Raw genomic sequence first — 24,244 nt, forward strand, 5'->3', positions numbered from 1 at the left:
TCAGCCGCCCGCCGCAGGTTCGCGGCGTGCGAGCAGACCGTGCTCGTCGACGAGCGCGAGCGAGAGCGTCTTGTAGCCCTCGCTCGCGAAGAAGGCCGTGAGGCGGTCGTCCTCGACGGACATCACGGTGCCCTCGCCCCACTCCGAGTGACGCACCCGGTCGTCCACCGCGAAGCCCTCGTCCGCCCCTCCGGTGCGGCCTGCGGGTGCGTCCGCGTACGCGGATCCGTCGGCGCACGTGTCGCAGTTGCCGCACGGTGCGTCCGGCTCCTGACCGAAGTAGCCCAGCAGGACCTGCCGGCGGCATCGCCGCGTCTCGGCATAGCCGCGCAGCATCTCGACGCGCGACCGGTCGATACGCTCCCGGGCGTCGGCGCGCTCGAGCGCATGCTCGACGGCCTTCTCGGGCGCGATGCCCCGGCGCAGGCGCGCGCCGCAGCGGTCCACCCGCACCGAGGCCGTGTCCGACAGGAGCGTGAGGAGACCGGTCAGCCGACGCGGCGACACGTCGGCGCGCGCGGCCAGATCCGCGCGACGGCGGGCACCGTCCTGGAGCGCGTCGACGACACGCCGGAGCTCGTCGGCCCCCGGGCTCCGGCTCGCGAAGTAGCGGCGCAGCGCCAGGTCCTCGGGACGGTAGTGGAGCGTCCCCTGCGCCGGGCCGCCGTCGCGTCCTGCGCGTCCCAGCTCCTGGTAGTACGCGTCGACCGAGTCCGGGGCGTCGGCGTGCACGACGAAGCGCACGTCCTCCTTGTCGATCCCCATCCCGAACGCCGAGGTCGCCGCCACGACGTCGACGGAGCCCTCGAGGAACGCCTCGTGCGCGCGAGCGCGTTCCGCGGCGCGCAGCCCCGCGTGGTACGGGAGCGTCCGCAGGCCGCGCTCGGCGAGCTCCGCGGCATAGCGCTCGGCGTCGCGGCGCGTGGCGGTGTAGAGCAACCCGGGGCCGTCCAGTCCCGCGATCTCGTCCAGCACCGCCTGGCGCTTGTCGTGCTCCTCCGCGTGCCGGTGCACGGCGAGCGAGATGTTGGGCCGATCCATGTCTCCCACGAGGACGGCGGGGTCGCGGAGCCCCAGGCGCTCCGCGATCTCCTCGCGCACGGGCGTCGAGGCGGTCGCCGTCAGCGCGACGATCGGTGGCCGCCCGAGCCGGTCCGCCATCGTGCCGACCAGCAGGTAGTCGGGGCGGAAGTCGTGCCCCCAGGAGGCGATGCAGTGCGCCTCGTCGATCACGAGGAGCGAGACGTCGAGCTCGGCGAGGTCGCCGAGGACCTCCTCCTTGGCGAGCTGCTCGGGAGCCAGCAGCACGTACTCCGCGTCCCCCGCCCTCAGGCGCCGCCACGCATCCCTGCGGGAACGGGATCCCCGCGCCGAGTTCAGCACGACCGCCTCGGGTGCGTCCGGAGCCTCCTGGAGGCCCGCCAGCTGGTCCTCCTGCAGCGCGATGAGCGGCGAGACCACGACCGTGATGCCGCGCCGGAGCGTCGCGGCGATCTGGTACACGGCCGACTTGCCGTATCCCGTGGCGAGCACGGCGAGCACGTCGCGTCCCGCCACCGCCGCCTCGATCGCCTCCCGCTGCGCGGGTCGCAGCGTCTCCAGGCCGAAGGACTCCCGCGCCACCCGTTCGATCTCATCCCTCTTCACCCGTCCACCCCAGCCCATCGCGCGCGGCGGCTCAACGGGGTTGCGCCGCACGCGCGCGGCATGCGGTGACGCGCGTGCGCCGTCACGGGGAACGGAAAGCCCGGGGGCCGCGGGCTGCGGCTGTCCGCTCACGGGGGTCGTGAGGGGCCCGTCCTCGTTGTCGTGTCCTGCCGGATCGAGGACACGCGCCTCTGGGGGGCGGGCGCGCCTGCCGCCGAATGTGGGGAGGGCGCCGCGGAGGGCGGTCGCCTGGCGCGTCGCAGGACGGGCACGCGCCGAGCAACGACGAAAGCGACCCCATCATGTCGATACCCGATCATTCCTCCCTGCGAACCGGAACGCGCGTGCGTCGCGGGACGTTCGCCCCACGGCGTGTGCGGCGCCCGCTCGGTACGACCGCGAGCGTCGCCCTGGTCGCGTCCCTCGTGGTGTCGGGCATCCTGGCCGCCGCGGCGTCCGCCGTGGCGAGTCCGACCGTCGCAGAGGACGATGCCGCGCCCATCCTCGAAGACACGGCACTCGCCCACGCGGACGGGGACGCCGTGGGTGGGGAGAAGCTCCCCGCGGCGACCCCGGAAACCGCCGCCGAGCCCGCGCGGGGCGTGTCCGAGCCCGCCCCGAAGGCTGTCTCGAACGAGATCCGGCCCGGCACGGCGCAGATCGTCCCCATTCGGTTCGAGGACGTGAGCGAAATCCTCGTCGTGAGCCACGGTGCGCCGCAGATCCGGATCCAGACGATCGACCCGCTCGACAACGTCCTGTTCAGCACGCAGGGAGGACCGACGACGCACCATCGCGTGCACGACGAGGGGCGGATCCTGCCGTCGGGTGTCTGGCGCGTCGAGCTCCACAACGACGGCGACCAGCCCGCCCGCGTGGCATACGAGATCGCCTCCCGGCGCGCGGACGTGGCGCTCACGCCGCAGGGGTTCCCGCCCGACCACGGACTCGCGGTCGGCACGAGAGCGCTCGTGAACGGCGAGCCGCTGCCCGCGGACGCCGTCGCGACGGCCATGGTCACGGCGCCGGACGGCTCGTTCCGCACCGCCCTCATGTATCGCTCCCCGGACGGACGGGACTGGCGGGCCGACTTCCCGGGTGCGTCCCCCGGTGTGTACGTGGCGCGCACGATGTTCGACGTCTCCGGCCGGCGTTCGTCCACGGCCTTCACGGTCGTCGCGGGTGTACCGGAGACGACGCCGCCCAGCCTGGAGCTGCTCACCGTCCCGGCCGCCTCGAACGCGCGCGGCTGGTTCGCGCGCGACGTCCAGGTCACGATCCGCGCCAGCGACGCCGGCTCGGGCGTCGCGCAGGTGGAGCGGCGGGTCGACGGGGGAGAGCCCCAGACGACCGGCGAGTCGGTCGTGGTGATCGACCTGGCGCACGGCGAGCACACGATCGAGTACCGCGCCGTGGATCGGCTCGGGAACGCGACCGGCTGCGCACGCGCGAGATCCGGATCGACACGGTCGCCCCGGAGATCGACGTGCAGCTGCCGGTCGACGGCGGCGAGTACGTCCGGGGCAGTTCTCACACGGTGCGGTACTCGTGCGAGGACGACCTGTCCGGCATGTACGAGTGCACCTCGGCCACACCGGACGGAGGCCCGCTCGACACGACCTACCCGGGCGAGTACGTCCTGCGCATGAGCGCGATCGACCGCGCCGGCAACCTCACGCAGCGCGAAGTCTCCTATCGCGTCGTGGAGCCGGCGCTGCCCACGGTCGGCCTCTCGATGCCCGAGCCCGACGGACTCGATGGCTGGTACCGGACGAGGCCGCTGTTCGCGCTCGAGGCACTCGAGGGCAACACGGAGGTGGCGAGCGTCCACTGGCGGTACTCGATCGACGGCGGGGAGCCCACCGAGGTCCGACGGGAGGGACCGCGCGCCGCATTCTCGCCGCCGCTCGACGGCACGTACGAGCTCACCTACTGGGCGGTCACGCGGGATGGCCGCGCCGGAGTGCCCGAGACGGTCACCTTCGGGGTCGACACCACGCCGCCGAATGTCGAGGTGCGCGCTCCCCGGGGCCCGGAGGTGGCGGCTCTCGCGCTCGCCAGCGGGCAGTACCGGCAGGGTGAGCAGCTGATCGCCGACTACGCGTGCGACGACGCGACCTCGGGCATCGTGGACTGCCGGGGCACCGTGCCCTCCGGCGCCCCGGTGCCGACGGACACGGTGGGCCTGCGGGAGTTCGTCGTCGAGGCGACCGACGCCGCCGGCAATGAGAGGCGGATCGTCGTGGCGTACGAGATCGTGCCCGCCCCGGCTCCGGGCGAGGATCCGCCGGGCGAGGACCCGCAGGGCGAGGATCCGCCGGGCGACCCCGGTGCCGACCCCGGTCGGGACCCCGGTCAGGACCCCGGCACGGATCCGGCTGCGGATCCCGGTGCTCAGCCCGCCCCCGCCGCGCCGTCGGCGGACCGGCGTCCCGCCGCGGGGGACACGTCCCGCCCCGCCGGTCTGGCGTCGACGGGCCTCGAGGTTCCGTGGGGGCTGGCGGGCGCGGGCATGGCCCTCCTGCTGGGCGGAGTGCTCCTCATCCGGAGGCGCGTGCGCTGACGCGCGAAGCGGTGCCGGCCCGATCCTTCACTCTGGATCGGGCCGGCGCACGTGCGTGTGCGGGGACGCGCTCAGTCCCTCGGCTCGCCCGCGCGCGCGCCGAACCCGGCCTCTCGCGCCATGACGATGAGCGCGCTGCGGTCCGGGGCTCCCAGCTTCGTGACGATGCTGTAGACGTAGTTGCGGACGGTCTTGCTGGTCAGCACCAGCGTGCGCGCGATCGAGCCGTTGTCGAGGCCCCGGGCGACGAGCTCCAGCACATCCGCTTCTCGTTCGGTCAGCTCCGGGAAGCGCGCCGGGCGGCTCGCCGAGGCGCTGCCGGTGAGATACGCCACAGCCCGGGCGGCGACGTCGGCGCCGAACAGTGCCTGCCCCTCGGCCACGGCCTGGATGGCGCGCTCGACCTCGCGCGGTGCCGCGACCTTGAGCAGGTACCCGCGTGCGCCCGCGCGCATGGCTGCGAACAGCGAACGGTCGTCGCTGTGCATGGTGAGAACGAGGACGGCCACCGAGGGGTGGCGCTGGGTGATGGTGCGTGTGGCGTCGAGACCGGACTCCTGCCCGAGATCGAGGTCCATCAGCACGACGTCCGGCTCTCGCGCGGCAACGAGGGCGAGCGCGTCGGCGACGGATGCCGCGTCTCCGACCACCTCGACGCCCTCGAGGGTCTCGAGCAGCGAGATGATGCCGCGCCGGAAGAGCGGATGGTCGTCCACGACGGCCACCGTGACCGTCCGCGCTGTCTCGCCGTTCATGACCGTCGTCTCCGTTCCCCGCCGTCGGCGCTGCTCCGCCCGTCCGTCGCCGCGCGCGCGGCCTCCCACACCGACAGTGGCCGTCCCAACGTCCTTGCCATCAGAGCGCTCCGTCCCGGATCGGCACCGGCGGCACCGCCTCCGCGCCCGGCGCGGCCGCCTCGGCGGGCATCGGCGGACGGTCGAGCGCGCCGAGGTGCGCCCCGGCCGGCTCTCGCGCGATCCGCACCCGGACCGACGTGCCGGAGCTGCTCGTCGAGACCGTGAGCTCGCCGCCCAGCGCGGCGGCGCGCTCGCGCATCGACGCCATTCCCACGCCCGGGACGGCGTCCGAGGGGATGCCCGACCCGTCGTCGACGACCTCGAGGACCGCCGCTTCCTCGGTCGCGCGGACGCGGGCCGTGACGCTGCGCGCGCCCCCGTGCCGCACGGCGTTCGCGATGGCCTCCGCCGTGATGAAGTACAGCGTCTCGGCGATGTCCGCCGAAAGGTCGGCGGCCCCGGTCGCGTCGGCGCGCACGCGCAGCTGCGGCGAGTCGAATCGCCCGGCCAGGCGCGAGAGCATCTCGGGAAGCTCGTCCGGCTCGAACTGAGGCGTCGACACCTCGTCGGCGAGCGCGCGCACCTCACGCGCTCGCTCGCGCACGTCGTCCGCGAGCTCCGTCAGCAGCGCGCGGGCGCGCTCCGGGTCGCTCGGGCCGATGTTCACGGCGGCGGCAAGGGCGAAGCCCGTGCCGGCGAGGGCGGGGCCGAGGCCGTCGTGCAGCTCACGGCGGATCGCACGGCGTTCTTCGGCGCGCCGTGCGGCGAGCGCCGCGCGCGCGGCCTCCAGCAGGCGGTGCGACTCCGCCAGCCGCACCACGGTGGCGACCAGACCGGCCACGTCCGCCAGGACGGTCCGCGTGCGGCGGTCCAGCCGTTGGCCGGGCACGGGACCCGCCGTCAGCTCGCCCAGGGGTGTGTCGCCGATGGTGAGCGGCGTGCGGACCGCGTCCGCGGTGCGCGCGGACCCCGAGCTGACGTGCAGCTCGGCGGTCCGGATCTCGAGCCAGCCCAGGCGCAGCACCCGGCGCAGGGTGTCGGCCAGTTCCCGGACCCCTGCGGCGCCCGGCGGCAGTTCGCCGATTCTCCCGCCCAGACGGCCGAGCAGAGCCCCGGCGTCGGCCCCCTCGCCGTAGATGAGGCGGTCGATGCGGCGCTGCAGCCAGCCGCGCAGCGGCAGCACCGCCAGGGCGATCACGACCGGAACCACGAACGCGAGGGCTCCGCCGGCGCCGATCGTCGCGGGCACGAGCGCCACGACGGCGAGGTAGAGCACGACGCCACTCACGCTGAGCAGGAGCCACAGCAGCACGCGGCTCACCACGATGTCCACACCCCAGAGCCGCTCGCCGAGGATCACGACCACGATGCCCGCGGGGAAGAGGATCTGACCGAGCACGGGCGTCAGGAATGCGAAGTCGATGATCCAGCGGGGCGCGCCGACGTACTCGGGCAGCGCCTGGGCGATGTACGAGGCGGTCACGAAGAGCTGCCCGACCGCCAGCCACGCCAATCCGAACCGGGCGCGCCGGCGACGCGAGGCACGCCAGCGCGCGAACACGACGCCGCAGGACAGCAGCGAGATGGCCAGTGCGAGGCCGGACAGCGTGGTGTAGACGGGCGGCAGCATCGCCTGGTAGGCGGCGACATCGACGCCGAGCGGATTACGGGGTGGGACCGGCGCCTGGTTGGTCAGGGAGGCGACCGTTGCGACCGCGGCGATGGCTCCGGTCCCCATCACGACCCCACGCTGCCACCGCGGCAGCCGGTTGCGCGTCACGAGGAGCGGCACCGCCGCGATCAGGAAGGTCCCGGGAACGAAGGCCCACCCCGCCGCATATGCCAGCAGCCCCCAGAGCGGCAGGCCGTCGACGCGCGTGCCCAGCAGTCCGTACTGGATTCCGAAGGCCGCGAGCCCGGACCCCACGGCGTAGCAGGCGAGCGCGATGCCCACGGGGTGCGGCCGTCGGGCGAGGATGAGCGCACTCGCGGGGCCGTAGACGAGGGCGACCGTGACGTCGATGGGGTAGGCGAGCCGCCGGATCTCCTGCGGCGCCTCGGAGAGGAAGACGTCCGGCAGCGGGTCGGTCGGCAGTCGTGCGCCCCAGGCGAGAAACGCGGACGCCGCCACCAGCAGCCACGACGCTCCCCAGACGGCCGCCGCGACGCCCACCCGTCCGCGCGTGGCCGCGGTCATCGTGGGAACTCCGCCTCGATCGTGCCGGCGCCGGCCGCGACCGCGTCGCCGGTGTGCGCCCCGAACTCCCGCGCGCGACGCCGGATCGTCCTCGCGTCCTCCGGGTCGAACGGCCCCGGCTCGACGTGCACGGAGATGCGCGTGGATGTGTCGCCGAGGACGATGGAGCAGCGCGCCCACCGGATCGACTCGCTGCGCCGCGCGAGGTTCAGGCACTCGGCCAGCAGCAGGTAGACGCGCAGCTGATCGTCCGATGCGAGCACATCGGAGCCCCGCGCATCGATCTCGACCTGCAGCTCAGGCCCGGAAACCGCGGTCGAGAGCTCGCCGAGCGCGCCCTCGAGGTCTCCCTGGTCGAGCGCGGTGGGAAGCAGCATGCGGGACAGCCGGCGCACGTCCTCGGTGAGCGCCGAGGTGTCGGCACGCAGCGCCCGAAGTTCGTCGTTCCAGCGGCGGTCGCCGCGCGAGAGCATCGTCTCGGCGGCCGACAGCCGCATTCCGATGCCGGCGAGGGCCGGGGCGAGCGAGTCGTGCAGCTCGCCGTGCAGGAGCCGGCGCTCCTCGCGCTGCACCTCGAGCGTGCGGCGTCGCGTCGCGGCCACCTCCTCGTTCACGACGGCCAGTTGCACCGCGACCGCGATCAGGCCGGCGGTCTGTCGCAGGACCGGCAGGACGGCGTCCTGCAGCGAGTGCCGTCCGCCGCCGGTGAGCGTGAGGGTGCCGACGGGGCGCCCGGCCGAAGCGAGCGTCAGCGTGATGGGCGCACCGTCGGGGTGGCCGGCGGTTGCCCGTCCGGCTGCTCCGAGGTCGATGTCGACCGAGGCGAGAGTCCACGTGTCCTTGAGTGCGGTGGCCAGGTCGCCGAGGCCGCCCGAGCCCGGCCGCGCGAGGTGCTCTCCGAGCCGCGCGAGGACCTGCCTCGCGTCGGGAGGCGGAACCGCGAAGACGGCGTCGAGCCGTGCCCGGGTCATGCGGACCGTGGCGCCGAACACCAGGGCGAGCGCCGCCGCCGCGAGCGCCCCGCCGAGCCGCGGATCCATGCCCACGGAGGCCGCCGCCACTTCCACGGCCAGGTACGCGCTGATGCCGAAGGCGAGGGACTGTGCCACCGCGACGATGTCTCCCGTGTGTCGCGTCCGCGAGGTGACACCGCTCAGAGCCAGGATGCCGAGCGGCAGGAAGGCGTGGGAGAGGACGAATCCGGCGTCGGCGAGTCCGATCAGCGGTGCGGGCAGCTGCGGCAGCAGGCGCGCATAGCTCGCCAGCAGCAGGCTGGCGCCGAGCAGGAACCACCGCGACGCCGCGCGTTCGCGCGGGCTCGAGGGACGCCAGCCGCGCGCGATCACGACCGTGGCCGTTCCCAGGCTGAGGATCGCGACGGCGAGCGGTATGGGAACGTCCCATCCGGCCGACGGCAGGATCAGCCCGCCGAGGGTGGCGGCGATCTCCAGCACGAGGGCGGTCGCGCCGATCGCGACGCCCGCCCGCGGTGCCGGAATGTGGCGCGGCATGAGCAGCCAGGCGAGCAGTCCGAGCGCGGACAGCTCGGCGAGGCTCCACAGGTGCGACGTGACGACCAGCACCGCGAACAGCGGTGCGACGTCGGGGGACAGCATGTGCAGCACCGAGAACAGCGCGACCCAGCCGCTGAGCACCGAGAGAGCCCCCTCGATGAGCGCGACGTCGTACCGGCGGAACCGGATGCTGACCGCCGCGACAGGGGCGTAGATGCCCGCCGTCGTGAGAAGCCGCACCCAGGGCGTCAGATCCGCGTCCGTGGCCATGCCGACCCCGACGGCCGCCGCTACCGGCGCGATCGCGGCGGCGAGGACGAGCCCGGCCAGGACGGCGCGCACGCCGACTCGCCCCGCGGGGCGACGCGCCGTGGTGGCCAGCGATCGGGTGGTCATCGGCACAAGTATCCCGGCGGGACCGCTATGGGGCGAGCGCTTCTTCCCCGGGCACGGGATCGTGCCGGCGTCCGGGCGCGGGCGACGGCCGTCCGTGCGCCTCGATCAGGGCGCGCCAGCACCGCCGCCACCGCGTCGTCTCGGCTCGCGCCGGCGGGCGAGCCGCCGCGTCACCCGGAGGGCGGCCGGGCTCTCGGCCGGCGCCGGATGAGGGCGTTGGGTGCCGGCCGGTAGGTGCCGCGTCGGTCGATCCAGGGCGGTGCTTTGATGACTGGGATACCTGCGCGCATGCGGATGTCCCATCCGGAGCGGTCGAGGTTGTGGTGGTGCCACCAGCAGACGAGTACTCCGTTGTCGGTGTGGGTGGGGCCGCCGTTCGCGTGTTCGTCGACGTGGTGGATCTCGCACCACGCCGCCGGGATCGTGCACCCGGGGATGACGCATCCGCCGTCGCGGGCGGTGATCGCCCGGCGCTGGTGGGCGTTGAACACCCGCTCCGGAGTGCCGAGGCGGATGATCCTCCCGGTGCGGTCGTGGATGATCTTCTGCACGGCCCCGGTGCACGCGATCCGGTGCGCGGTGGACACCGGCACGCGGGTGTCGTCGATGCGCGCCGCGGCAGTGGGGTCGTGGAGATCGTCCTCGGCGACGGTGACCACCAGGGTCGGGGCGGCACCGCCGAGCGTGGGGGTCTCCGTCGCCTTCGCGGCGGCTTGGATGATCACGGCGAGCACGTCGTGCCGTTTCTGTGTGTTCGTGCGGGGGTCGTGCACGGCCTCGTCCTGTGACCAGGCTTCGGTTTCGTCCCGGTCTTCGGGGTCGAGGGTGGGGGTGAAGCGGACGGCGGGGTTCAGGTGCGCGTCGAGCAGTCGCTGCAGCCCGGCGGCGACCTCCGGGAGGAGGGATCCGCGTAGTGGGACGAGCCCGTCCCGGGGTGTGCCGAGGGTGAGGCCTCGGTTGCGGGTGGCGCGTTCGGCGTCGGGTTCGGGGCCGTCCTGGTCCAGGTACGCCGCCCAGGTGCGTGCATGCATCTCGACTTCCGCGAACGTCGGCGGGATCATGCCGGCCTGCTCTTCCAGGGCACCGGTGGCGTACGCCACGGTGGTGGCTTCGGCCGCGTCCCACTGCTGAGGGTCGGCGCGGTCCTCCACCCGTGCGAGGGAGCCGGTGATCTCGTGCGTCGCGTCCACACCGAGGGTGCCGTCTCGTAGTGCTTGGCCGACGTGGGGGAACCGGGCCGGGAGTTCGTCTCCGGTCAGCGACATCCGGGGTCGGGTGCGCTTGTCCAACCGGATACGGGCGTTGATCGTCTTCGCCGACACCCGGGTGGTGCGCTCGAGCAGTTCGACCCCGTTGCGGCACCCGAACTTCGCCGAGAGGCGGTCCTCGGAGTCGCGGGCAGACCGGACGTCCACCTCGCCGGCCAGGCGCACTCGGGCGGCGTCGACCATCCGCCCCAGTGCCTCTACCGTGCCGACCGCGGCGACCAGATCGGCGTCCGCCAGGGCCCCGGTCTGCTGAATCAGGGCACGCAACGCATCGACCGAAGCGAGGACATCCCGCCCCTCGTCACTGGTCGCGTACCGCTGTTCCATACCCCCACGGTAGGCCGGACCACCGACATTCGAGGCGCCGGGAAACCGCCGATCCACACCTGAAAACCAACCCCGTGGACAACTCGCCCCGGGCCCGTGCTGGGGACGAGAAGTCGGCGCCGTCAGGGGAGCGGAGGGGCGGTGTCGAAGCCGAGACTCAGGCGGCGCAGCAGTGCCGCCAGGCGCTCGCGCTCCGTGCCCGTGAGGCGGCGCAGCAGCTCAGACTCGGCGTCCATGAGGCGCGTGATCGCGGCGTCCACCCGGACCCGGCCCTCGTCCGTGAGCGTCACCAGTACGCTGCGGCCGTCGGCCGGGTCGGACTCCCGCCGCACGAAGCCGCGCTCCACCAGCCGGTCGATGCGGTTCGTCATGGTGCCGCTCGACACCAGCGTCTGCTGCAGCAGTTGCTTGGGGCTCAGCTGGTACGGCTCGCCGGCCCGACGCAGCGCCGACAGCACGTCCCACTCCCACGGGTCGATGTCGGTGCGCCGGAACGCGTCCCGTCGCGCACGGTCGAGGTGGCGCGACAGCCGGTCCACGCGCGAGAGCACCTCCATCGGAGAGAAGTCGAGGTCGGGGCGCTGCTGCTCCCACGCGCCCACGATCCGATCGACCTCGTCCGTCTCCGATGCCATCCCGCCATTATCCCCCGGGGTGTCCGGTCCCCGCGGACCCGGGCGCCCGCGCGACGCGCGCGTGACGGCACCCCCGTCAGTGGCAGACTTGTCGAGCGGCCGCGCTTCGGTGAGCGGCCGCGGTCCGCCATGGTGTAACGGCAGCACGACAGCCTTTGGAGCTGTGAGGACCAGGTTCGAATCCTGGTGGCGGAGCATGACCCAGAGTGAGACGGCGAGCCAGGCCGAGCTGGCGATCGTGATCCTTGCGGCCGGTCAGGGCACCCGCATGCGGTCGGCCCTGCCCAAGGTCCTCCATCGCATCGGCGGACGCACCCTCGTCGGCCATGTGCTCCACACGGCTCAGCAGCTGCCGGCCTCGATCGTGCACGTGGTCGTCCGGCACGAACGCGACCGCGTCGTCGAGGCGGTCTCCGACGTGCCCGGCGTGCGGATCGTCGACCAGGACGACGTGCCCGGCACGGGGCGCGCCGTGCAGCTCGCGGTCGAGGCGCTGCCGGGCGAGTTCGACGGCGACGTGCTCGTCCTGAGCGGCGACGTCCCGCTGCTCGAGCCGGAGACGCTCGCCGGCCTGCTCGACGAGCATCGCGCCTCCGGGGCCGAAGCGACCCTGCTGAGCGCGACGCTCGACGACCCGACCGGCTACGGCCGCATCGTCCGCCACGACGACGGGTCGGTCGCCCGCATCGTCGAGCAGAAGGACGCCTCGCCCGAGGAGGCCGCGATCGCCGAGATCAACGCGGGCGTGTATGTCTTCCGGGTCGCCTCGCTTCGCGGCGGACTCACCCGCGTGGGGACGTCCAACGCGCAGGGGGAGATGTACCTCACGGACGTGATCCGGCTGCTGCGCGAGGACGGTGGGCACGTCGCGGTGCGCACCGCGGACGACGCGCGGATCGCCCTGGGCGTCAACGACCGCATCCAGCTCTCGGAGGCCGCCGCGATCCTCAACGCGCGCACCGTGCGACGCTGGCAGCGCGAGGGCGTGACCGTGCAGGATCCCGCCACCACGTGGATCGACGACACGGCGACGCTCGCGCAGGACGTCACCATCCTCCCCAACACGCACGTGCTGGGCGCCACGACGATCGGCGAGGGAGCCACGATCGGCCCCGACACGTCGCTCGTCGACTGCGAGGTCGGGGAGGGAGCGACCGTGCGGCGGGCCGACGCCACGCTCGCCGTGATCGGGGCGGGGGCGACCGTCGGGCCCTACGCCTACCTGCGCGCGGGCGCCGAACTGGCCCCGCGCGCGAAGGTCGGCACCTACGTCGAGGTCAAGAACTCCCAGATCGGCGAGGGCAGCAAGGTGCCCCACCTGTCGTACATCGGGGACACCACGATCGGCCGCGGCGTGAACCTGGGCGCCGGTGCGATCACCGCGAACTACGACGACATCACCAAGCACCGCACCGAGATCGAGGACGAGGTCCACACCGGCTCGCATAACGTCTTCGTCGCGCCCGTTAGGATTGCTGCTGGCGCGAAGACGGGAGCGGGGGCGGTCATCCGAAAGGACGTCCCGGCGGGGGCCCTGGCTCTGAGCGTCTCCCCTCAGCGGAACATCGAGGGGTGGGTCGAGAAGAACAGGGCGGGCACCGCCGCGGCCGCGGCCGCGGAGCGCGCCCGAACGGCAGAAAAGGCGGCCGATGGCGCGCAAGAGCAAGACGACGACTGACCACGAGCTGAAACGGGGCATCGCACCCGGACTGGTCGCCAAGACGAAGAAGCGGCTGGTGCTCGTGTCGGGCGGCTCGCACCCCGAGCTCGCCGATCAGATCGCCGCGCAACTCGACATCGCCGTCGCTCCGACCGAGCGCCGGACCTTCGCCTCCGGCGAGATCTACACGCGATTCGAGACGTCGATGCGCGGGTGTGACGTGTTCGTGATCCAGACCTTCGGCCAGCCGGTCAACGAGTGGATCATGGAGATGCTCATCATGATCGACGCGCTCAAGCGCGCGTCGGCCAAGCGCATCACGGTCGTCGCGCCCTACTATCCCTACTCGCGGCAGGACAAGAAGGGGCGCGGGCGCGAGCCCATCTCCGCGCGCCTGGTCACCGACCTGATTGCGACCGCCGGCGCCGACCGCATCATGAGCGTCGACCTCCACGCCGCCCAGATTCAGGGGTTCTTCGACGGCCCCGTCGACCACCTGTTCGCCAAGCCGATCCTGCAGCGCTACTTCGAGGAATCGCTGCAGGGGGAGGACCGCGAGACGCTGACGGTCGTGTCGCCCGACATGGGCCGCGTGCGCGTGGCCGACATGTGGGCCGACGCCTTCGGTGCGCCGCTCGCGATCATCCACAAGCGCCGCGATCCCAAGGTCGCCAACCAGGTGACGGTTCACGACATCGTCGGCGAGGTCGAGGGACGCACCTGCCTGCTGGTCGACGACATGATCGACACGGGCGGCACGATCGTCAAGGCGGCACAGGCGTTGAAGGCGAACGGTGCCGGCAAGGTGATCGTCGCCGCCACTCACGCGATCTTCAGCCATCCCGCCGTCGAGCGCCTCCAGGACGCCTCGATCGACGAGGTCGTCGTGACCGACACCGTGCCGCTCGACCCGGAGCGGCGCTTCGACAAGCTCACGGTGCTCTCCGCCGCGCCGCTCCTCGCGCGCGCGATCAAGGAGGTCTTCGACGACGGGTCCGTCACGAGCATGTTCGACGGCGCAGCCTGAGTCGGCGCGCTCGTACGGCGGGCGGGGGAGCGCTGCTCCTCCGCCCGCCGTGTCGTTCAGGCGTCGGCGCGCGGCACCTCGACGTCGAGCACCCACGTCACGCCGAAGCGGTCGCGCAGCATGCCGTACAGGGGCGCCCAGCCCGACGGCCCGAGCGGCACGACGACCGAGGCGTCGGCCGACAGGGCGTCCCAGTAGCGCGTGAGCTCGGATGCGTCCTGGCCCCGCACCGACACGAAGACCGGGATCACCCCTGGTTCGTAGGCCGTGTGCCCCGGCACGTCGTACGCCATGATCCGGAATCCGTCGCGCGACGCCACCTGGCCCCACATGATCTGGCCCGCCTCGGCCTGGTCGGTGACGGCGCCCGCGTCGGCGTAGGTGACGACCGCGAGCTCCCCTCCGAACACGTCGCGGTAGAACTCCAGCGCGCGGCGCGCATCGCCGCGGAAGTTGAGATGGGTGGTGGTCTGGATGGCCATATCGGCTCCTTCTCGCTGATTCAGCCGCCTCGACGCGGGCGGTCCCCTCACTCTCCCGGGGGTAGAGGTCAGATCTTGTCCGCTACCGGAAATAGGGTGGGCACATGGCTCAGACGACGTCGCGGCTCCTCCTGCTGCTGTCGCTGCTTCAGGCCCGCCGGGAGTGGCCCGGCCCGGAGCTGGCGGCGCGGCTAGCGGTGGCACCGCGCACGCTCCGTCGCGACGTCGAACGCCTGCGCGAGATGGGATACCGGATCGACGGGGCCAAGGGGCCCTACGGCGGCTACCGTCTCGCAGCCGGATCCGACCTGCCGCCGCTGCTGTTCGACGACGAGCAGGCGCTGGCTCTCGCGGTGGCGCTCCGCTCGGCGAGCGTGGCCGACGCGGGCCTCGGCGAGGCGGCCGCACGTGCTCTCGCCTCACTCCGGCAGGTGATGCCCGGCCGGTTGCGCAGCCGGATGTCTGCGCTCGCGTTCAGCACCGCCCCCGACATCGCGACGCCCCGGCGCGCCGTGCCGTCGCCCGACGTCCTGACGACGCTCTCGGCTGCCGTGCGCGACCTGGCGGTGGTGCGGTTCGACTATGAGCCGGCGCCGGGGCCCGCAGCCGACGGCGGCCTGCACGTGGATGGGACGGAGCATCCGGAACGGCTCCGTCACGCGGAGCGGCGACGCGTGGAGCCGCACGCGCTGGTGACCTGGCGCTCGTGGTGGTACCTGCTCGCGTGGGACCTCGACCGCGAGGACTGGCGCACGTTCCGGGTGGAGCGCATCCACCCGCGCACGCCGACGGGACCGCGCTTCCGTCCGCGTCCTATCCCCGGGGCGGACGCGGGCCGTTTCGTCGCGGCCCGGTTCCGCGGCGCCGAGCGGCACGACGAGTGGCCCTGCGTCGGCACCGTCGTGCTGGGTCTTCGCGCGGCCGCGGTGATCCCCTTCGCCGGCGACGGAGTCGTGGAGGATCTCGGCGGCGAGCGCTGTCGGCTACGCGTCGGATCGTGGTCGTGGGTCGCGCTCGCGGCCGCGCTGGGCCGCTTCGACGCCACGATCGAGGAGGCGTCTCCCGCTGAGCTCGTCGATGCGTTCGCCGTGCTGGCGGGCCGTTTCGCGCGCGCGGCGGGCCAGACCTCTGCGTCGGTGCGGGCTCAGGGGCCTGGCGCGGGCTGAGTGCCCGGCTCCGCCCGAGCTCCCGCGGGCGCGGCGGGTGCGTCCTCGGCCGCCCGCGCGGTGGCGCCGGCGGGAGGAGTCGCCTGTGCCCCCGGGTCGGGCGGTTTGGCCGGGAGCGTCACCGCGAAGGTCGTGTCGCCCGGGGTGCTCGTCACACGGATGTCACCGTGGTGGGCGTCGACGATCGCCTTGGCGATCGACAGCCCCAGGCCCGTGCCGCCCGTCGCGCGGGCGCGCGACCGGTCGCCGCGCGCGAAGCGCGTGAACAGCTCGCGCTGCAGGCCAGGAGAGATGCCCGGGCCGTCGTCGTGCACGCGCAGGACCGCCCGCGTCGCACTGCCCTCGCCCGCCCGTGCCAGCGACACCGACACCGTCGTTCCAGGCGGCGTGTGCGTGCGCGCGTTCGCGAGCAGGTTCCCGACCACCTGATGCAGGCGCCCGGCGTCCCCCGCCACGATGACGGGCTCGTGCGGCATGTCGATACGCCAGTTGTGCTCCGGGCCGGCCACCCGCTGATCCGCGACCGCTTCCAGCGCGACCTGCGCGAGGTCGACGGCGCCGTACACCAGCTCCTGTCCCTCGTCGAGCCGGGCGAGCAGCAGGAGATCCTCCACCAGCGCCGTCATCCGCACCGACTGCGCCTGGATGCGCTCGAGCGAGGGGGCGATGACGCTGTTGCCATCCGCCCGTCCCAGAGCGGGATCGCGCAGCGAGAGCTCGGAGTATCCCCGGATCGAGGCCAGAGGAGTGCGCAGCTCGTGGCTGGCATCCGCCACGAAGCGCCGCATCCGCTCCTCGTTGCGCTGGCGTGCATGCAGCGAGGCGTCCACATGGTCGAGCAGCGTGTTGAGGGCCGCGCCCACCTGCCCGATCTCCGTGCGGGGATCGGCCTGCTCGACCGGCACGCGCTCCTCGATCGACACGGTGCCGTGGTCGAGGGGACGGCGCGCCACGCGGGTCGCGGTCTCCGCCACGGCACGCAGCGGCTTGAGCCCCTGACGGATCACCACCGTGATGGCGCCGCCCAGCACGAACAGCCCGCCCGCCGTCGCGAGCGTGATGGTCGTGAGCATCTGCCCGACCGTGGCCCGCACCTCCGCGGTGGACTGCCCCATGAGGACGTAGGCGCCCGGGGTCCTGCCGAGGCGGACGCGGTAGTCGCCGAGGCCCGGGATCGTCGCGGTCGCGATGTCGGAGTCGCGGCGGTCGACCGTGAGCCCGGCGAGCTGAGCGGGCGTGAGCCTGTCGATCGAGAGGTTGTCGTCGACGACGGCGCCGCTGCGCTGCCCCTGGGCTGTCTCCAGGATCAGCACGGTGCCGGGCGGGACGGGCCTGCCGTCGAGCACGACCGCGGCGTCCTGCCCGGGGGCCGCCGTCACGAGCCACCCCTCCGCGCTCGCCACCATGGCGTTCACCTGATCGGTGAGGCGCCCCTCCAGCACGCTGTTGAGGATGAGGCTCGTGACGAAGGCCACCACGACGAAGATCAGCGAGACGAACCCGAAGACCGTGAGCATGAGCCGCGCCTGGAACGACAGCGGCCGGCGCTCCCGCGCGCGTCGCTCGTCGGCCGCGCCCTGCTCGTGCATCATGGCCGGCTCCGGCGGATCACTGGGGGGCCTTGATCATGTACCCGACGCCGCGGACCGTGTGGATCAGCGGCTCGCGCCCATGGTCGATCTTCTTGCGCAGGTAGGAGATGTACAGCTCGACGACGCTCGAGCGGCCCCCGAAGTCGTAGTTCCACACTCGGTCGAGGATCTGAGCCTTGGACACGACGCGGCGCTGGTTGCGCATGAGGAAGCGCAGGAGCTCGAACTCGGTCGCCGTCAGCTCGATCTCCGTGCCCGCGCGCTCGACCTCGTGGCTGTCCTCGTTCAGGCTCAGGTCGCCCACGCGCAGGATCGGCTCGGCGTCGGCGGCATGCACGCTGCCGGCACGGCGCATGAGGGCGCGGAGGCGGGCGACGACCTCCTCGAGGCTGAACGGCTTGGTGACGTAGTCGTCGCCGCCGGCCGTGAGCCCGGCGACGCGGTCCGAGACGGCGTCCTTGGCGGTGAGGAAGAGCACGGGCACGTCGTCGCCCGATTGCCGCAGCCGCTGCAGCACGGACATCCCGTCGAGGTCGGGCATCATGATGTCCAGCACGAGGGCGTCGGGGCGGAACTCCTTCACGGCGCTCAGGGCCTCGAAACCGCTGCCGGCCGTGCGCACCTCCCAGCCCTCCATCTTCAACGCCATCGACAGCAGGTCGGTGAGCATCTGCTCGTCGTCGACCACGAGGACGCGCACGGGCGTACCGTCGGCGCGCAGCAGGGGAGCAGGGGAGGCGCTCATGGCCCCATTCTGCGCCGGTTCCTATGACGTTGCTATGGAGAAGGCTATGCGTGGGGTGTGAGCGGTGGCGCGGTCCGGCATGACCGGCTCAGTGCGTGTCCTCGGCCTCCACCTCGGTGCGGTCGCCCGACCACAGGGTGTGGAAGGTGCCGGGCTTGTCGATCCGCTTGTAGGTGTGGGCGCCGAAGAAGTCGCGCTGGCCCTGGACGAGGGCGGCGGGGAGTCGCTCGGCGCGGATGCCGTCGTAGTAGGCCAGCGAGGAGGAGAACGCGGGGGAGGGGATGCCGGCCTGCGCGGCTGCGACGACGACGCGGCGCCAGGCGGCCTGGCCGCGGGAGAGCGCGTCGGCGAAGTAGGGCGCGGCCATGAGCAGGGGCTGGTCGGGCGCTTCGCCGTACGCGTCGGCGATGCGGTTCAGGAACTGGGCGCGGATGATGCATCCCGCGCGCCAGATCTTCGAGATCGCGGCGAGGTCGATGCTCCAGCCGTACTGCTCGGCGCCGGCGCGGATCTCGTCGAAGCCCTGCGAGTACGCGACGATCTTCGACGCGAACAGCGCCTGCCGCACGTCCTCGATGAACGCGTCCGCATCGGCCACCTCGAACTCCTCGTCGGGGCCCGGGAGCGCGGCGCCGGCGGCGCGCTGGTCGGGACGCGACGACAGCGACCGCGCGAACGTGGCTTCGGCGATGCCCGAGACCGGGACGCCCAGCGACAGCGCGGTCTGCACCGTCCAGGCACCCGTGCCCTTGGCGCCGGCCTGGTCGAGGATGACGTCGACGAGGGGCTGACCGGTGGCTGCGTCCACCTGGCGGAGCACCTCGGCGGTGATCTCGATCAGGTACGACTCCAGCTCCCCGGTGTTCCACTCGGCGAACACGTCGGCGATCTCGGCGGGGGTCTTGCCGGTGCCGCGGCGGATGAGGTCGTACGCCTCCGCGATCAGCTGCATGTCGGCGTACTCGATGCCGTTGTGCACCATCTTCACGAAGTGGCCCGCGCCGTCGTGGCCCACGTGCGTCACGCACGGCTCCCCGTCCGGGGCGACCGCCGCGATCGACCGCAGGATCGGCCCGAGCGTGACCCACGACTCGTCGGGGCCGCCCGGCATGATCGACGGTCCCGTCAGGGCGCCCTCTTCGCCGCCGGAGATGCCCGCGCCGACGAAGTTGATGCCGGTCTCACGCACCGCCTTCTCGCGGCGGATCGTGTCGGTGAACAGCGCGTTGCCGCCGTCGACGATGATGTCGCCCGGCTCGAACACCTCCGTCAACGCGGTGATCACCGCGTCCGTGGCCGCGCCGGCCTTGACCATGATGATCGCGGTGCGCGGCTTCGCGAGCGTCGCCGCGAACTCCTCATACGAGTAGGCCGGCACGAACTCGGCCTCGGGGTGCTCCGACACGAGCAGATCCGTCTTGTCCCGGCTGCGGTTGAACACCGCGACCGTGTTGCCCTCGCGGCTGGCGAGGTTGCGGGCGAGGTTCGAACCCATCACCGCGAGGCCCACGACCCCGATGTTGGCAACGGCAGGGGCGGTCGAAGCGTCGGTCACGCGGATCTCCTGGGCATCAGGTCCGGACGGGGTACGGCACCAGGCTAGCCCCACCCGGCGACGCGGCGCGCGGCCCGGGCGGCCCGGTCGCGCCGGGTGGACCGAGTCGCTCAGTCCTTGCGGTAGCCCGAGCGGCCGAGCGCGAAGAACGCGCCGACGATCAGGACGCCGCCGATGGCGGACATGAGACCGATGATGAGGACGAGGAGGTGCGACGGGTCGATCACGGGTGCTCCTTGGCTGAGGGCGGGGCAGAGGGCGCGTATTCACGGTACCCGTTCGTCGGGTAGCATGGGTAAACGACCTCGGCGAGGGCGAGCCGCGCGCGTGCGCCGGCAGCCGTTATCGACGCGGGTGGTGCGAGCCTCGGGGCCTCTCCTCACGCGTCGGCGCCTCTCAAGCAGACGCTCGAGTCGAGAACACACAGACCATCGCGCGGCACAGTTTCCGTCGCGTGCCCACGAGGAGAGACAGCATGTCCGACCAGACCACGCTCAGCGCCGAGGTGCGCACCCAGTTCGGCAAGGGCTTCGCCCGCCGTCTGCGCGCCGCGCACAAGATCCCCGCCGTCCTGTACGGCCACGGCACCGAGCCCGTGCACCTGGCGCTCCCGGGCCACGAGACGCTCCTGCTCGTCCGTCGCGCGAACGCGCTCGTCGAGCTCGACATCGAGGGCCGCAAGCAGCTCGCGCTCGTGAAGGACGTCCAGCGCGACCCGGTGCGCCAGGTCATCGAGCACGTCGATCTCGTCGTGATCAACAAGGGCGAGAAGGTGCACGTGGATGTGCCGCTCGTGGTCGTCGGCGAGCCCTTCGCCGGCACGATCGCCAATCTCGATGCGACCTCGCTGTCGCTGGAGGTGCTCGCCACCGACATCCCCGACCACATCGAGGTCGACGTCGAGGGCCTGGAGGACGGCGCGCAGATCACCGCCGCCGACGTGAAGCTGCCCGAGGGTGCCACGCTCGTGACCGAGCCCGACACGCTCGTGATCGCGGTCGCGACGCCGCAGCTCGACACGACCTCGGACGCCGAGGGCGACGCCGAGGCTCCCGCCGAGGAGAGCTCCTCGGACGAGGCCGCCGAGTAACACCGGCTCTGCTACGGCACGAGGGGGCGCGAGCGATCGCGTCCCCTCGTCCTGTTCTGCGGCAGGATCGAGGCGGGTCGAGACGGGCGGCCGGAGGAGGAGGGCATTCGCGATGGCGGAGACATGGCTGATCGTGGGGCTGGGCAACCCCGGCCCCCGCTACGAGGCGACGCGGCACAACGTCGGCCAGATGGTCGTCGACGAGCTCGCGGCGCGCCGCTCCGAGCCGTTCCGGCAGCACAGGGCGAACGCGCGCGTCGCGGAGACCTGGCTGCGTCCGGGGGCCGCGAAGCTGATCCTCGCCAAGCCCAACTCCTTCATGAACGTCTCCGGCGGGCCCGTGGCCGGTCTGGCGCGCTTCTACAGCACGGATGCCGCGCACGTGGTCATCGTGCACGACGAGCTCGACATCCCGTTCGACTCGCTGCGGCTCAAGTCCGGCGGCGGTCACGGCGGCCACAACGGCGTGCGCGATGTCGCCAAGGCGCTCGCCACGCCCGAGTTCCTGCGGGTGCGCGTCGGCATCGGCCGGCCCCCGGGCCGTCAGGACCCTGCCGACTGGGTGCTCGACCCCTTCAGCGCCGGGGAGCGCCAGACCCTCCCGATCCTGATCTCGGACGCCGCCGACGCCGTCGAGCGGATCGTCGAGGACGGACTCGTGGCCGCCCAGCAGAGGTTCCACGCGCCGAAGGGCGAGTAGAGCCGGCTCCGGCGGCACCTCCCGAGGCCGCGCCGCTGAGCGGCCCGGCCTCAGAGGGCCGCGGTCGCGCCCATGCCGATGCTCAGCCCGACGAACGCCGCGAAGCCGGCGACGGCCGGGCCGATTCCGGCGACGACGATCGCGGCGATCGCGCTGCCGCGCCCCCGGCGCTGCACCGTCGCGACGATGCCCTGCACGAGCGCCCACACGCCGAGCCCCGTGCCCGCCCAGCCGGCGATCTCGGCCAGCAGGACCCACGAGCGCACGGGGGTGAGGAGCTCGGGCCCCGGGTTCACGGCGCTCAGGAGGTCGTCGCCCACGCCGGCGCCGATCGCGCCGCACGCGATGGCGAGCGCGGCGCTCGACCCGATCGTCGCGATCAGCGCCAGCAGCAGCGCGATGCGCCCGAGAGCGGCGGATCGTCGGGGCTCGGGAGCCTGCAGCGCCGCCGCGTAGCGGGGATCGCGCGGCGGCACATACGGCGCAGCCGGGGGTGTGTAGCCCGGCACGGGCTGCGGCGGGAAGTCCGGATGGTGCGGGGCGCTCACGGCACCACCCTATGACGCCGGGTGGCAGCCCGGGAGCGCGGCTCACCATGCGCAATACGCGCTCGAAGCCGGTCGTCGTGTAGCCTGTGCGCATCTCGCATGCAAGCACTGGCACAAATGCCAGTATACAGGCCGGAGGGGCGCATGGAGGCCGGAGGGCGCATGGACTACGCCGGGTTCGTCGCTGTGCACCGCCTCCGCGCGCCGTCCGTGCCCGCGGAGGTGCGCCGGCGCGCTGGGTCGGACGCGGTGCTCGCGGACGCCCTGATCGGCTACGAGCTGGCGTGCCGCTGGGGCGAGATCCTGCACCGCCTCCTGTCCGACGGATCCCGTCCGTCCTACGACGAGCACGTCTCCCTGCTCGACGACGAATACGCGCCCTGGGCCAACCGCTGGTACTCCGAGCTGCTCGTCAGCATCTGGGCCTACCGCGAGGCCGTCTCGGCGTACCTCGCCTCCGCTCCGGCGACCGGCGGGCGGCCGGCGCCCCCTCCCGAGCTCCTCGCCGAGACGCAGCGGCTCACGGGACTGCTCGACCTTCTGCGCTTCCATGTGTCGCAGCGGTTCTTCCAGGCGGGGTGGATGGGCACGCTGTTCCCGGAGCGCTTCGGTCGCCGCGGCACCGAACGGTTCTTCCCCGGGATGGCCGCCCGAACGCGGCTGAGCATGGCCCGCCAGGGCGTCGATCTGGTCGAGCTGCGCGAGGCGGCCGCATCGCTGGAGGCGCGCGGCATCGACGAAGCGCGCGAGCTGCGTCGCGCGACGAACGGCGTGCTCGCCGAGCTGGACACGGGCGTGATGCTGGCGGAGTCGATCGCGCGCTACCCGCAGGACCGGATCGCGGCCCTGCCCGCGCCCCCGCAGTTCGAGCAGTTCGCGGGCCCCGCCAACGCCGACTTCCTCCTGATCGACGTGAGGTCCCGGCGCGTGCGCGGCATCCAGGTGAAGTCGACTGTGCGCGCTGTGCAGAAGCGCGACATCGACGCGGATCGCATCTCGCTGCTGTCGGTGGCCGAGGACCTCCAGAGCTACGCGGTCCCGCCGGGGGTGCAGCGGGCGGGGGAACGCGTCCCGTGGCCCGGTGTCCTGGCGCTGCGCGCGCTCACCGTCGGAACGTACGTCACGGCGCTCGCGAGCCACATGTCGCGCAAGGAGTTCGAGGCCTACAAGAGCCGCGCCACGGAGCTGCTGCCCGACAGCATTCCCGAGGCGTCGCGCCGGCTCGTGGTGATCGCCGAGTCGGCCGAGCGGGAGCGTCGAGCCACGCCCGCGCGTCCGCCGCGACCGGTGTCGGCGAAGGTCGCATGGCGCCGGTTCAAGCAGCGGGAACGCGCGCGCTTCGATCAGATCGTGTCCCTCGCGTATGCGCGCGCTCTCGAGGACCTGGCCGCCCCCGAAGGGCGCGTCCCGCGCTCCTGACGGGCCGAGCCTAGAGGAGGCGCATGCGCCCGAATCCGTACGTCGTGCGCGCGCCCGCCCCCAGGTACTCGGCCATCCGGAGCAGCGAGGCGAAGCGCGCCAGCACGACCTCTTCGTCGCCGCGGTACGTGACTTCCCCGACGAACCCGGGCACGATGCGCTGATTCGCCAGCCGCAGCACCTCCGTGCGGCCCGCGACGCGGGAGACCCAGAGGGTCGCGCGTTCCGCGGGTGTGGCCTCGAGGCGGGGGATGCCGGCCGGGGCGAGCGTGTTCCAGCGCGCGGCGAGCGACACGAAGAGCGAACCCGGGTCCACCCAGGGGGTCGTGCTCTTCCCGTGCCGCAGGGTCGTGGCGGTCAGGTACCGCACCGCGAGCAGCCGCGGTGCCGAGCCCGGTTCGCACACGAGGCGCGTCCAGGGGGCGGCGCTGTCCGGGCCGGCGGACGCCTCGCGGAGGGTGAGGACCGCCTCCCCGAGACGCAGCCGGCCATCATCACGCGCGCGCCGCAGCAGGCGCTGCGCGAGCGCGGGACGCGCCACACCGACCTCGAGCACGCCGCCGTCCGTCTGCGGAGTCCACCACGCGCTCCACGCCTTCGCCGGTCCGTTGTGGGGCGACAGCGCGTCCTCCTCCTCGTCGCCGAGCCAGGCACTGACCGCGCCGTGCAGATGGTGCGGGCGTGGCGGTTCCGCCGATCCGGCGAAGCGCAGCAGATACCGCGCGAGCGCCGCGTCCGCAGCGCCGGCGGCGCCCAACGGCGCAGGATCCCGCACGGAAACATCAGCATATATGCGGGTGTCCACGATCGATCACGCTAGTGGAGCGGTCGAGGCTGGGACAAGGGCCGCGCGCATCCGGGTCGCGTCCCGGCGGTGGATCCCCGGGAGCCCCGGCCGCATCCGCCGCGTAGAATC

Annotated in this window: 20 protein-coding genes and 1 tRNA gene; 9 read left to right on the plus strand and 12 right to left on the minus strand. The window is 73.0% G+C overall.

Annotated features, from left to right (window positions below):
• Complete coding sequence (locus tag IEX37_RS04280) at nucleotides 1-1,647, minus strand: RecQ family ATP-dependent DNA helicase (protein WP_373286245.1); 1,647 nt, start codon at nucleotides 1,645-1,647, stop codon at nucleotides 1-3.
• A gap of 374 nt (nucleotides 1,648-2,021) precedes the next feature.
• On the opposite strand from IEX37_RS04280, the gene IEX37_RS04285 reads away from it, so the two are divergent.
• Together IEX37_RS04285 and IEX37_RS04290 are read left to right on the plus strand one after the other, a co-directional pair.
• Entirely contained in the window at nucleotides 2,022-3,296 is a 1,275-nt protein-coding gene (locus IEX37_RS04285) for an OmpL47-type beta-barrel domain-containing protein (RefSeq protein WP_188755001.1), read from the plus strand.
• Complete coding sequence (locus tag IEX37_RS04290; protein ID WP_188755122.1) at nucleotides 3,218-4,210, plus strand: LAVTG motif-containing sortase-dependent surface protein; 993 nt, start codon at nucleotides 3,218-3,220, stop codon at nucleotides 4,208-4,210. Before IEX37_RS04285 ends, IEX37_RS04290 begins: the two co-directional genes overlap by 79 nt.
• A gap of 71 nt (nucleotides 4,211-4,281) precedes the next feature.
• Here the strand turns inward: IEX37_RS04290 and IEX37_RS04295 are convergent, their stop codons facing one another.
• The 5 genes from IEX37_RS04295 to IEX37_RS04315 form a co-directional block, all read right to left on the minus strand.
• A complete protein-coding gene (locus IEX37_RS04295) occupies nucleotides 4,282-4,965 on the minus strand; it encodes a response regulator (RefSeq protein WP_188755002.1) in 684 nt (227 codons plus the stop codon).
• Between the two features lie 100 nt (nucleotides 4,966-5,065).
• Nucleotides 5,066-7,204: a sensor histidine kinase gene (locus IEX37_RS04300; protein ID WP_188755003.1), complete on the minus strand. Its 2,139-nt coding sequence runs from the start codon at nucleotides 7,202-7,204 to the stop codon at nucleotides 5,066-5,068.
• Nucleotides 7,201-9,114, minus strand: coding sequence for a sensor histidine kinase (locus IEX37_RS04305; protein ID WP_188755004.1), 1,914 nt, complete (start codon nucleotides 9,112-9,114; stop codon nucleotides 7,201-7,203). Before IEX37_RS04305 ends, IEX37_RS04300 begins: the two co-directional genes overlap by 4 nt.
• A gap of 170 nt (nucleotides 9,115-9,284) precedes the next feature.
• Nucleotides 9,285-10,709, minus strand: coding sequence for an HNH endonuclease signature motif containing protein (locus IEX37_RS04310; RefSeq protein ID WP_188755005.1), 1,425 nt, complete (start codon nucleotides 10,707-10,709; stop codon nucleotides 9,285-9,287).
• 122 nt (nucleotides 10,710-10,831) lie between these two features.
• Nucleotides 10,832-11,344 carry a MarR family winged helix-turn-helix transcriptional regulator gene (locus tag IEX37_RS04315; RefSeq protein WP_188755006.1) on the minus strand — a complete coding sequence of 171 codons (513 nt, stop codon included), beginning with the start codon at nucleotides 11,342-11,344 and terminating at the stop codon, nucleotides 10,832-10,834.
• A gap of 123 nt (nucleotides 11,345-11,467) precedes the next feature.
• Between IEX37_RS04315 and IEX37_RS04320 the strand changes: the two genes are divergently transcribed.
• The 3 genes from IEX37_RS04320 (at nucleotide 11,468) to IEX37_RS04330 (ending at nucleotide 14,031) form a co-directional block, all read left to right on the plus strand.
• A tRNA-Gln gene (locus tag IEX37_RS04320) sits at nucleotides 11,468-11,539 on the plus strand.
• A gap of 1 nt (nucleotide 11,540) precedes the next feature.
• Nucleotides 11,541-13,022 (plus strand): bifunctional UDP-N-acetylglucosamine diphosphorylase/glucosamine-1-phosphate N-acetyltransferase GlmU, encoded by a 1,482-nt coding sequence (glmU, locus tag IEX37_RS04325; RefSeq protein WP_188755007.1) that lies wholly within the window; start codon nucleotides 11,541-11,543, stop codon nucleotides 13,020-13,022.
• The gene (locus tag IEX37_RS04330) at nucleotides 12,994-14,031 is read left to right on the plus strand and encodes a ribose-phosphate diphosphokinase (RefSeq protein ID WP_188755008.1); all 1,038 of its coding nucleotides are present in this window, start codon (nucleotides 12,994-12,996) and stop codon (nucleotides 14,029-14,031) included. The genes glmU and IEX37_RS04330 overlap by 29 nt, the downstream gene beginning before the upstream one ends.
• A 56-nt stretch (nucleotides 14,032-14,087) precedes the next feature.
• Here the strand turns inward: IEX37_RS04330 and IEX37_RS04335 are convergent, their stop codons facing one another.
• Nucleotides 14,088-14,513, minus strand: coding sequence for a VOC family protein (locus IEX37_RS04335; RefSeq protein WP_188755009.1), 426 nt, complete (start codon nucleotides 14,511-14,513; stop codon nucleotides 14,088-14,090).
• Nucleotides 14,514-14,617: 104 nt separating this feature from the next.
• Here IEX37_RS04335 and IEX37_RS04340 point away from each other — a divergent pair, with 104 nt between their 5' ends.
• The gene (locus tag IEX37_RS04340) at nucleotides 14,618-15,679 is read left to right on the plus strand and encodes a helix-turn-helix transcriptional regulator (RefSeq protein WP_188755010.1); all 1,062 of its coding nucleotides are present in this window, start codon (nucleotides 14,618-14,620) and stop codon (nucleotides 15,677-15,679) included.
• On the opposite strand, the gene IEX37_RS04345 is transcribed toward IEX37_RS04340, so the two are convergent.
• The 3 genes from IEX37_RS04345 to gnd form a co-directional block, all read right to left on the minus strand.
• Entirely contained in the window at nucleotides 15,658-17,271 is a 1,614-nt protein-coding gene (locus tag IEX37_RS04345) for a sensor histidine kinase (RefSeq protein ID WP_229663056.1), read from the minus strand. The genes IEX37_RS04340 and IEX37_RS04345 overlap by 22 nt on opposite strands.
• A gap of 16 nt (nucleotides 17,272-17,287) precedes the next feature.
• Nucleotides 17,288-18,016, minus strand: a complete 729-nt coding sequence (locus IEX37_RS04350; RefSeq protein WP_229663057.1) for a response regulator transcription factor — start codon at nucleotides 18,014-18,016, stop codon at nucleotides 17,288-17,290.
• Between the two features lie 88 nt (nucleotides 18,017-18,104).
• Nucleotides 18,105-19,571: an NADP-dependent phosphogluconate dehydrogenase gene (gene gnd, locus IEX37_RS04355; RefSeq protein ID WP_188755011.1), complete on the minus strand. Its 1,467-nt coding sequence runs from the start codon at nucleotides 19,569-19,571 to the stop codon at nucleotides 18,105-18,107.
• A gap of 475 nt (nucleotides 19,572-20,046) precedes the next feature.
• On the opposite strand from gnd, the gene IEX37_RS04360 reads away from it, so the two are divergent.
• A complete protein-coding gene (locus IEX37_RS04360; protein ID WP_188755012.1) occupies nucleotides 20,047-20,661 on the plus strand; it encodes a 50S ribosomal protein L25/general stress protein Ctc in 615 nt (204 codons plus the stop codon).
• Nucleotides 20,662-20,773: 112 nt separating this feature from the next.
• On the plus strand, nucleotides 20,774-21,361 hold the full coding sequence (gene pth / locus IEX37_RS04365) for an aminoacyl-tRNA hydrolase (RefSeq protein WP_188755013.1): 588 nt from the start codon (nucleotides 20,774-20,776) through the stop codon (nucleotides 21,359-21,361).
• 50 nt (nucleotides 21,362-21,411) lie between these two features.
• Here the strand turns inward: pth and IEX37_RS04370 are convergent, their stop codons facing one another.
• On the minus strand, nucleotides 21,412-21,909 hold the full coding sequence (locus IEX37_RS04370; protein ID WP_188755014.1) for a MotA/TolQ/ExbB proton channel family protein: 498 nt from the start codon (nucleotides 21,907-21,909) through the stop codon (nucleotides 21,412-21,414).
• A gap of 117 nt (nucleotides 21,910-22,026) precedes the next feature.
• Between IEX37_RS04370 and IEX37_RS04375 the strand changes: the two genes are divergently transcribed.
• Nucleotides 22,027-23,328 (plus strand): hypothetical protein, encoded by a 1,302-nt coding sequence (locus IEX37_RS04375; protein ID WP_188755015.1) that lies wholly within the window; start codon nucleotides 22,027-22,029, stop codon nucleotides 23,326-23,328.
• A gap of 10 nt (nucleotides 23,329-23,338) precedes the next feature.
• Here IEX37_RS04375 and cas6 read toward each other — a convergent pair whose 3' ends face one another.
• Nucleotides 23,339-24,103 carry a CRISPR system precrRNA processing endoribonuclease RAMP protein Cas6 gene (gene cas6 / locus IEX37_RS04380; protein WP_188755016.1) on the minus strand — a complete coding sequence of 255 codons (765 nt, stop codon included), beginning with the start codon at nucleotides 24,101-24,103 and terminating at the stop codon, nucleotides 23,339-23,341.
• Nucleotides 24,104-24,244: the final 141 nt, after the last annotated feature.

Source organism: Microbacterium album (genome assembly GCF_014643695.1).
GTDB classification, from domain to species: domain Bacteria; phylum Actinomycetota; class Actinomycetes; order Actinomycetales; family Microbacteriaceae; genus Microbacterium; species Microbacterium album.

What these genes read in the sequence shown, in the direction of transcription:
- IEX37_RS04290 (WP_188755122.1), top strand. Translation starts at nt 3,218, where the DNA reads ATGTACGAGTGCACCTCGGCCACACCGGACGGAGGCCCGCTCGACACG.
- IEX37_RS04305 (WP_188755004.1), bottom strand. Translation starts at nt 9,114, where the DNA reads ATGACCACCCGATCGCTGGCCACCACGGCGCGTCGCCCCGCGGGGCGA.
- IEX37_RS04335 (WP_188755009.1), bottom strand. Translation starts at nt 14,513, where the DNA reads ATGGCCATCCAGACCACCACCCATCTCAACTTCCGCGGCGATGCGCGC.
- IEX37_RS04375 (WP_188755015.1), top strand. Translation starts at nt 22,027, where the DNA reads ATGCCAGTATACAGGCCGGAGGGGCGCATGGAGGCCGGAGGGCGCATG.
- IEX37_RS04315 (WP_188755006.1), bottom strand. Translation starts at nt 11,344, where the DNA reads ATGGCATCGGAGACGGACGAGGTCGATCGGATCGTGGGCGCGTGGGAG.
- IEX37_RS04300 (WP_188755003.1), bottom strand. Translation starts at nt 7,204, where the DNA reads ATGACCGCGGCCACGCGCGGACGGGTGGGCGTCGCGGCGGCCGTCTGG.
- IEX37_RS04295 (WP_188755002.1), bottom strand. Translation starts at nt 4,965, where the DNA reads ATGAACGGCGAGACAGCGCGGACGGTCACGGTGGCCGTCGTGGACGAC.
- IEX37_RS04350 (WP_229663057.1), bottom strand. Translation starts at nt 18,016, where the DNA reads ATGAGCGCCTCCCCTGCTCCCCTGCTGCGCGCCGACGGTACGCCCGTG.
- IEX37_RS04360 (WP_188755012.1), top strand. Translation starts at nt 20,047, where the DNA reads ATGTCCGACCAGACCACGCTCAGCGCCGAGGTGCGCACCCAGTTCGGC.
- glmU (WP_188755007.1), top strand. Translation starts at nt 11,541, where the DNA reads ATGACCCAGAGTGAGACGGCGAGCCAGGCCGAGCTGGCGATCGTGATC.
- IEX37_RS04310 (WP_188755005.1), bottom strand. Translation starts at nt 10,709, where the DNA reads ATGGAACAGCGGTACGCGACCAGTGACGAGGGGCGGGATGTCCTCGCT.
- pth (WP_188755013.1), top strand. Translation starts at nt 20,774, where the DNA reads ATGGCGGAGACATGGCTGATCGTGGGGCTGGGCAACCCCGGCCCCCGC.
- IEX37_RS04340 (WP_188755010.1), top strand. Translation starts at nt 14,618, where the DNA reads ATGGCTCAGACGACGTCGCGGCTCCTCCTGCTGCTGTCGCTGCTTCAG.
- IEX37_RS04330 (WP_188755008.1), top strand. Translation starts at nt 12,994, where the DNA reads ATGGCGCGCAAGAGCAAGACGACGACTGACCACGAGCTGAAACGGGGC.
- IEX37_RS04345 (WP_229663056.1), bottom strand. Translation starts at nt 17,271, where the DNA reads ATGATGCACGAGCAGGGCGCGGCCGACGAGCGACGCGCGCGGGAGCGC.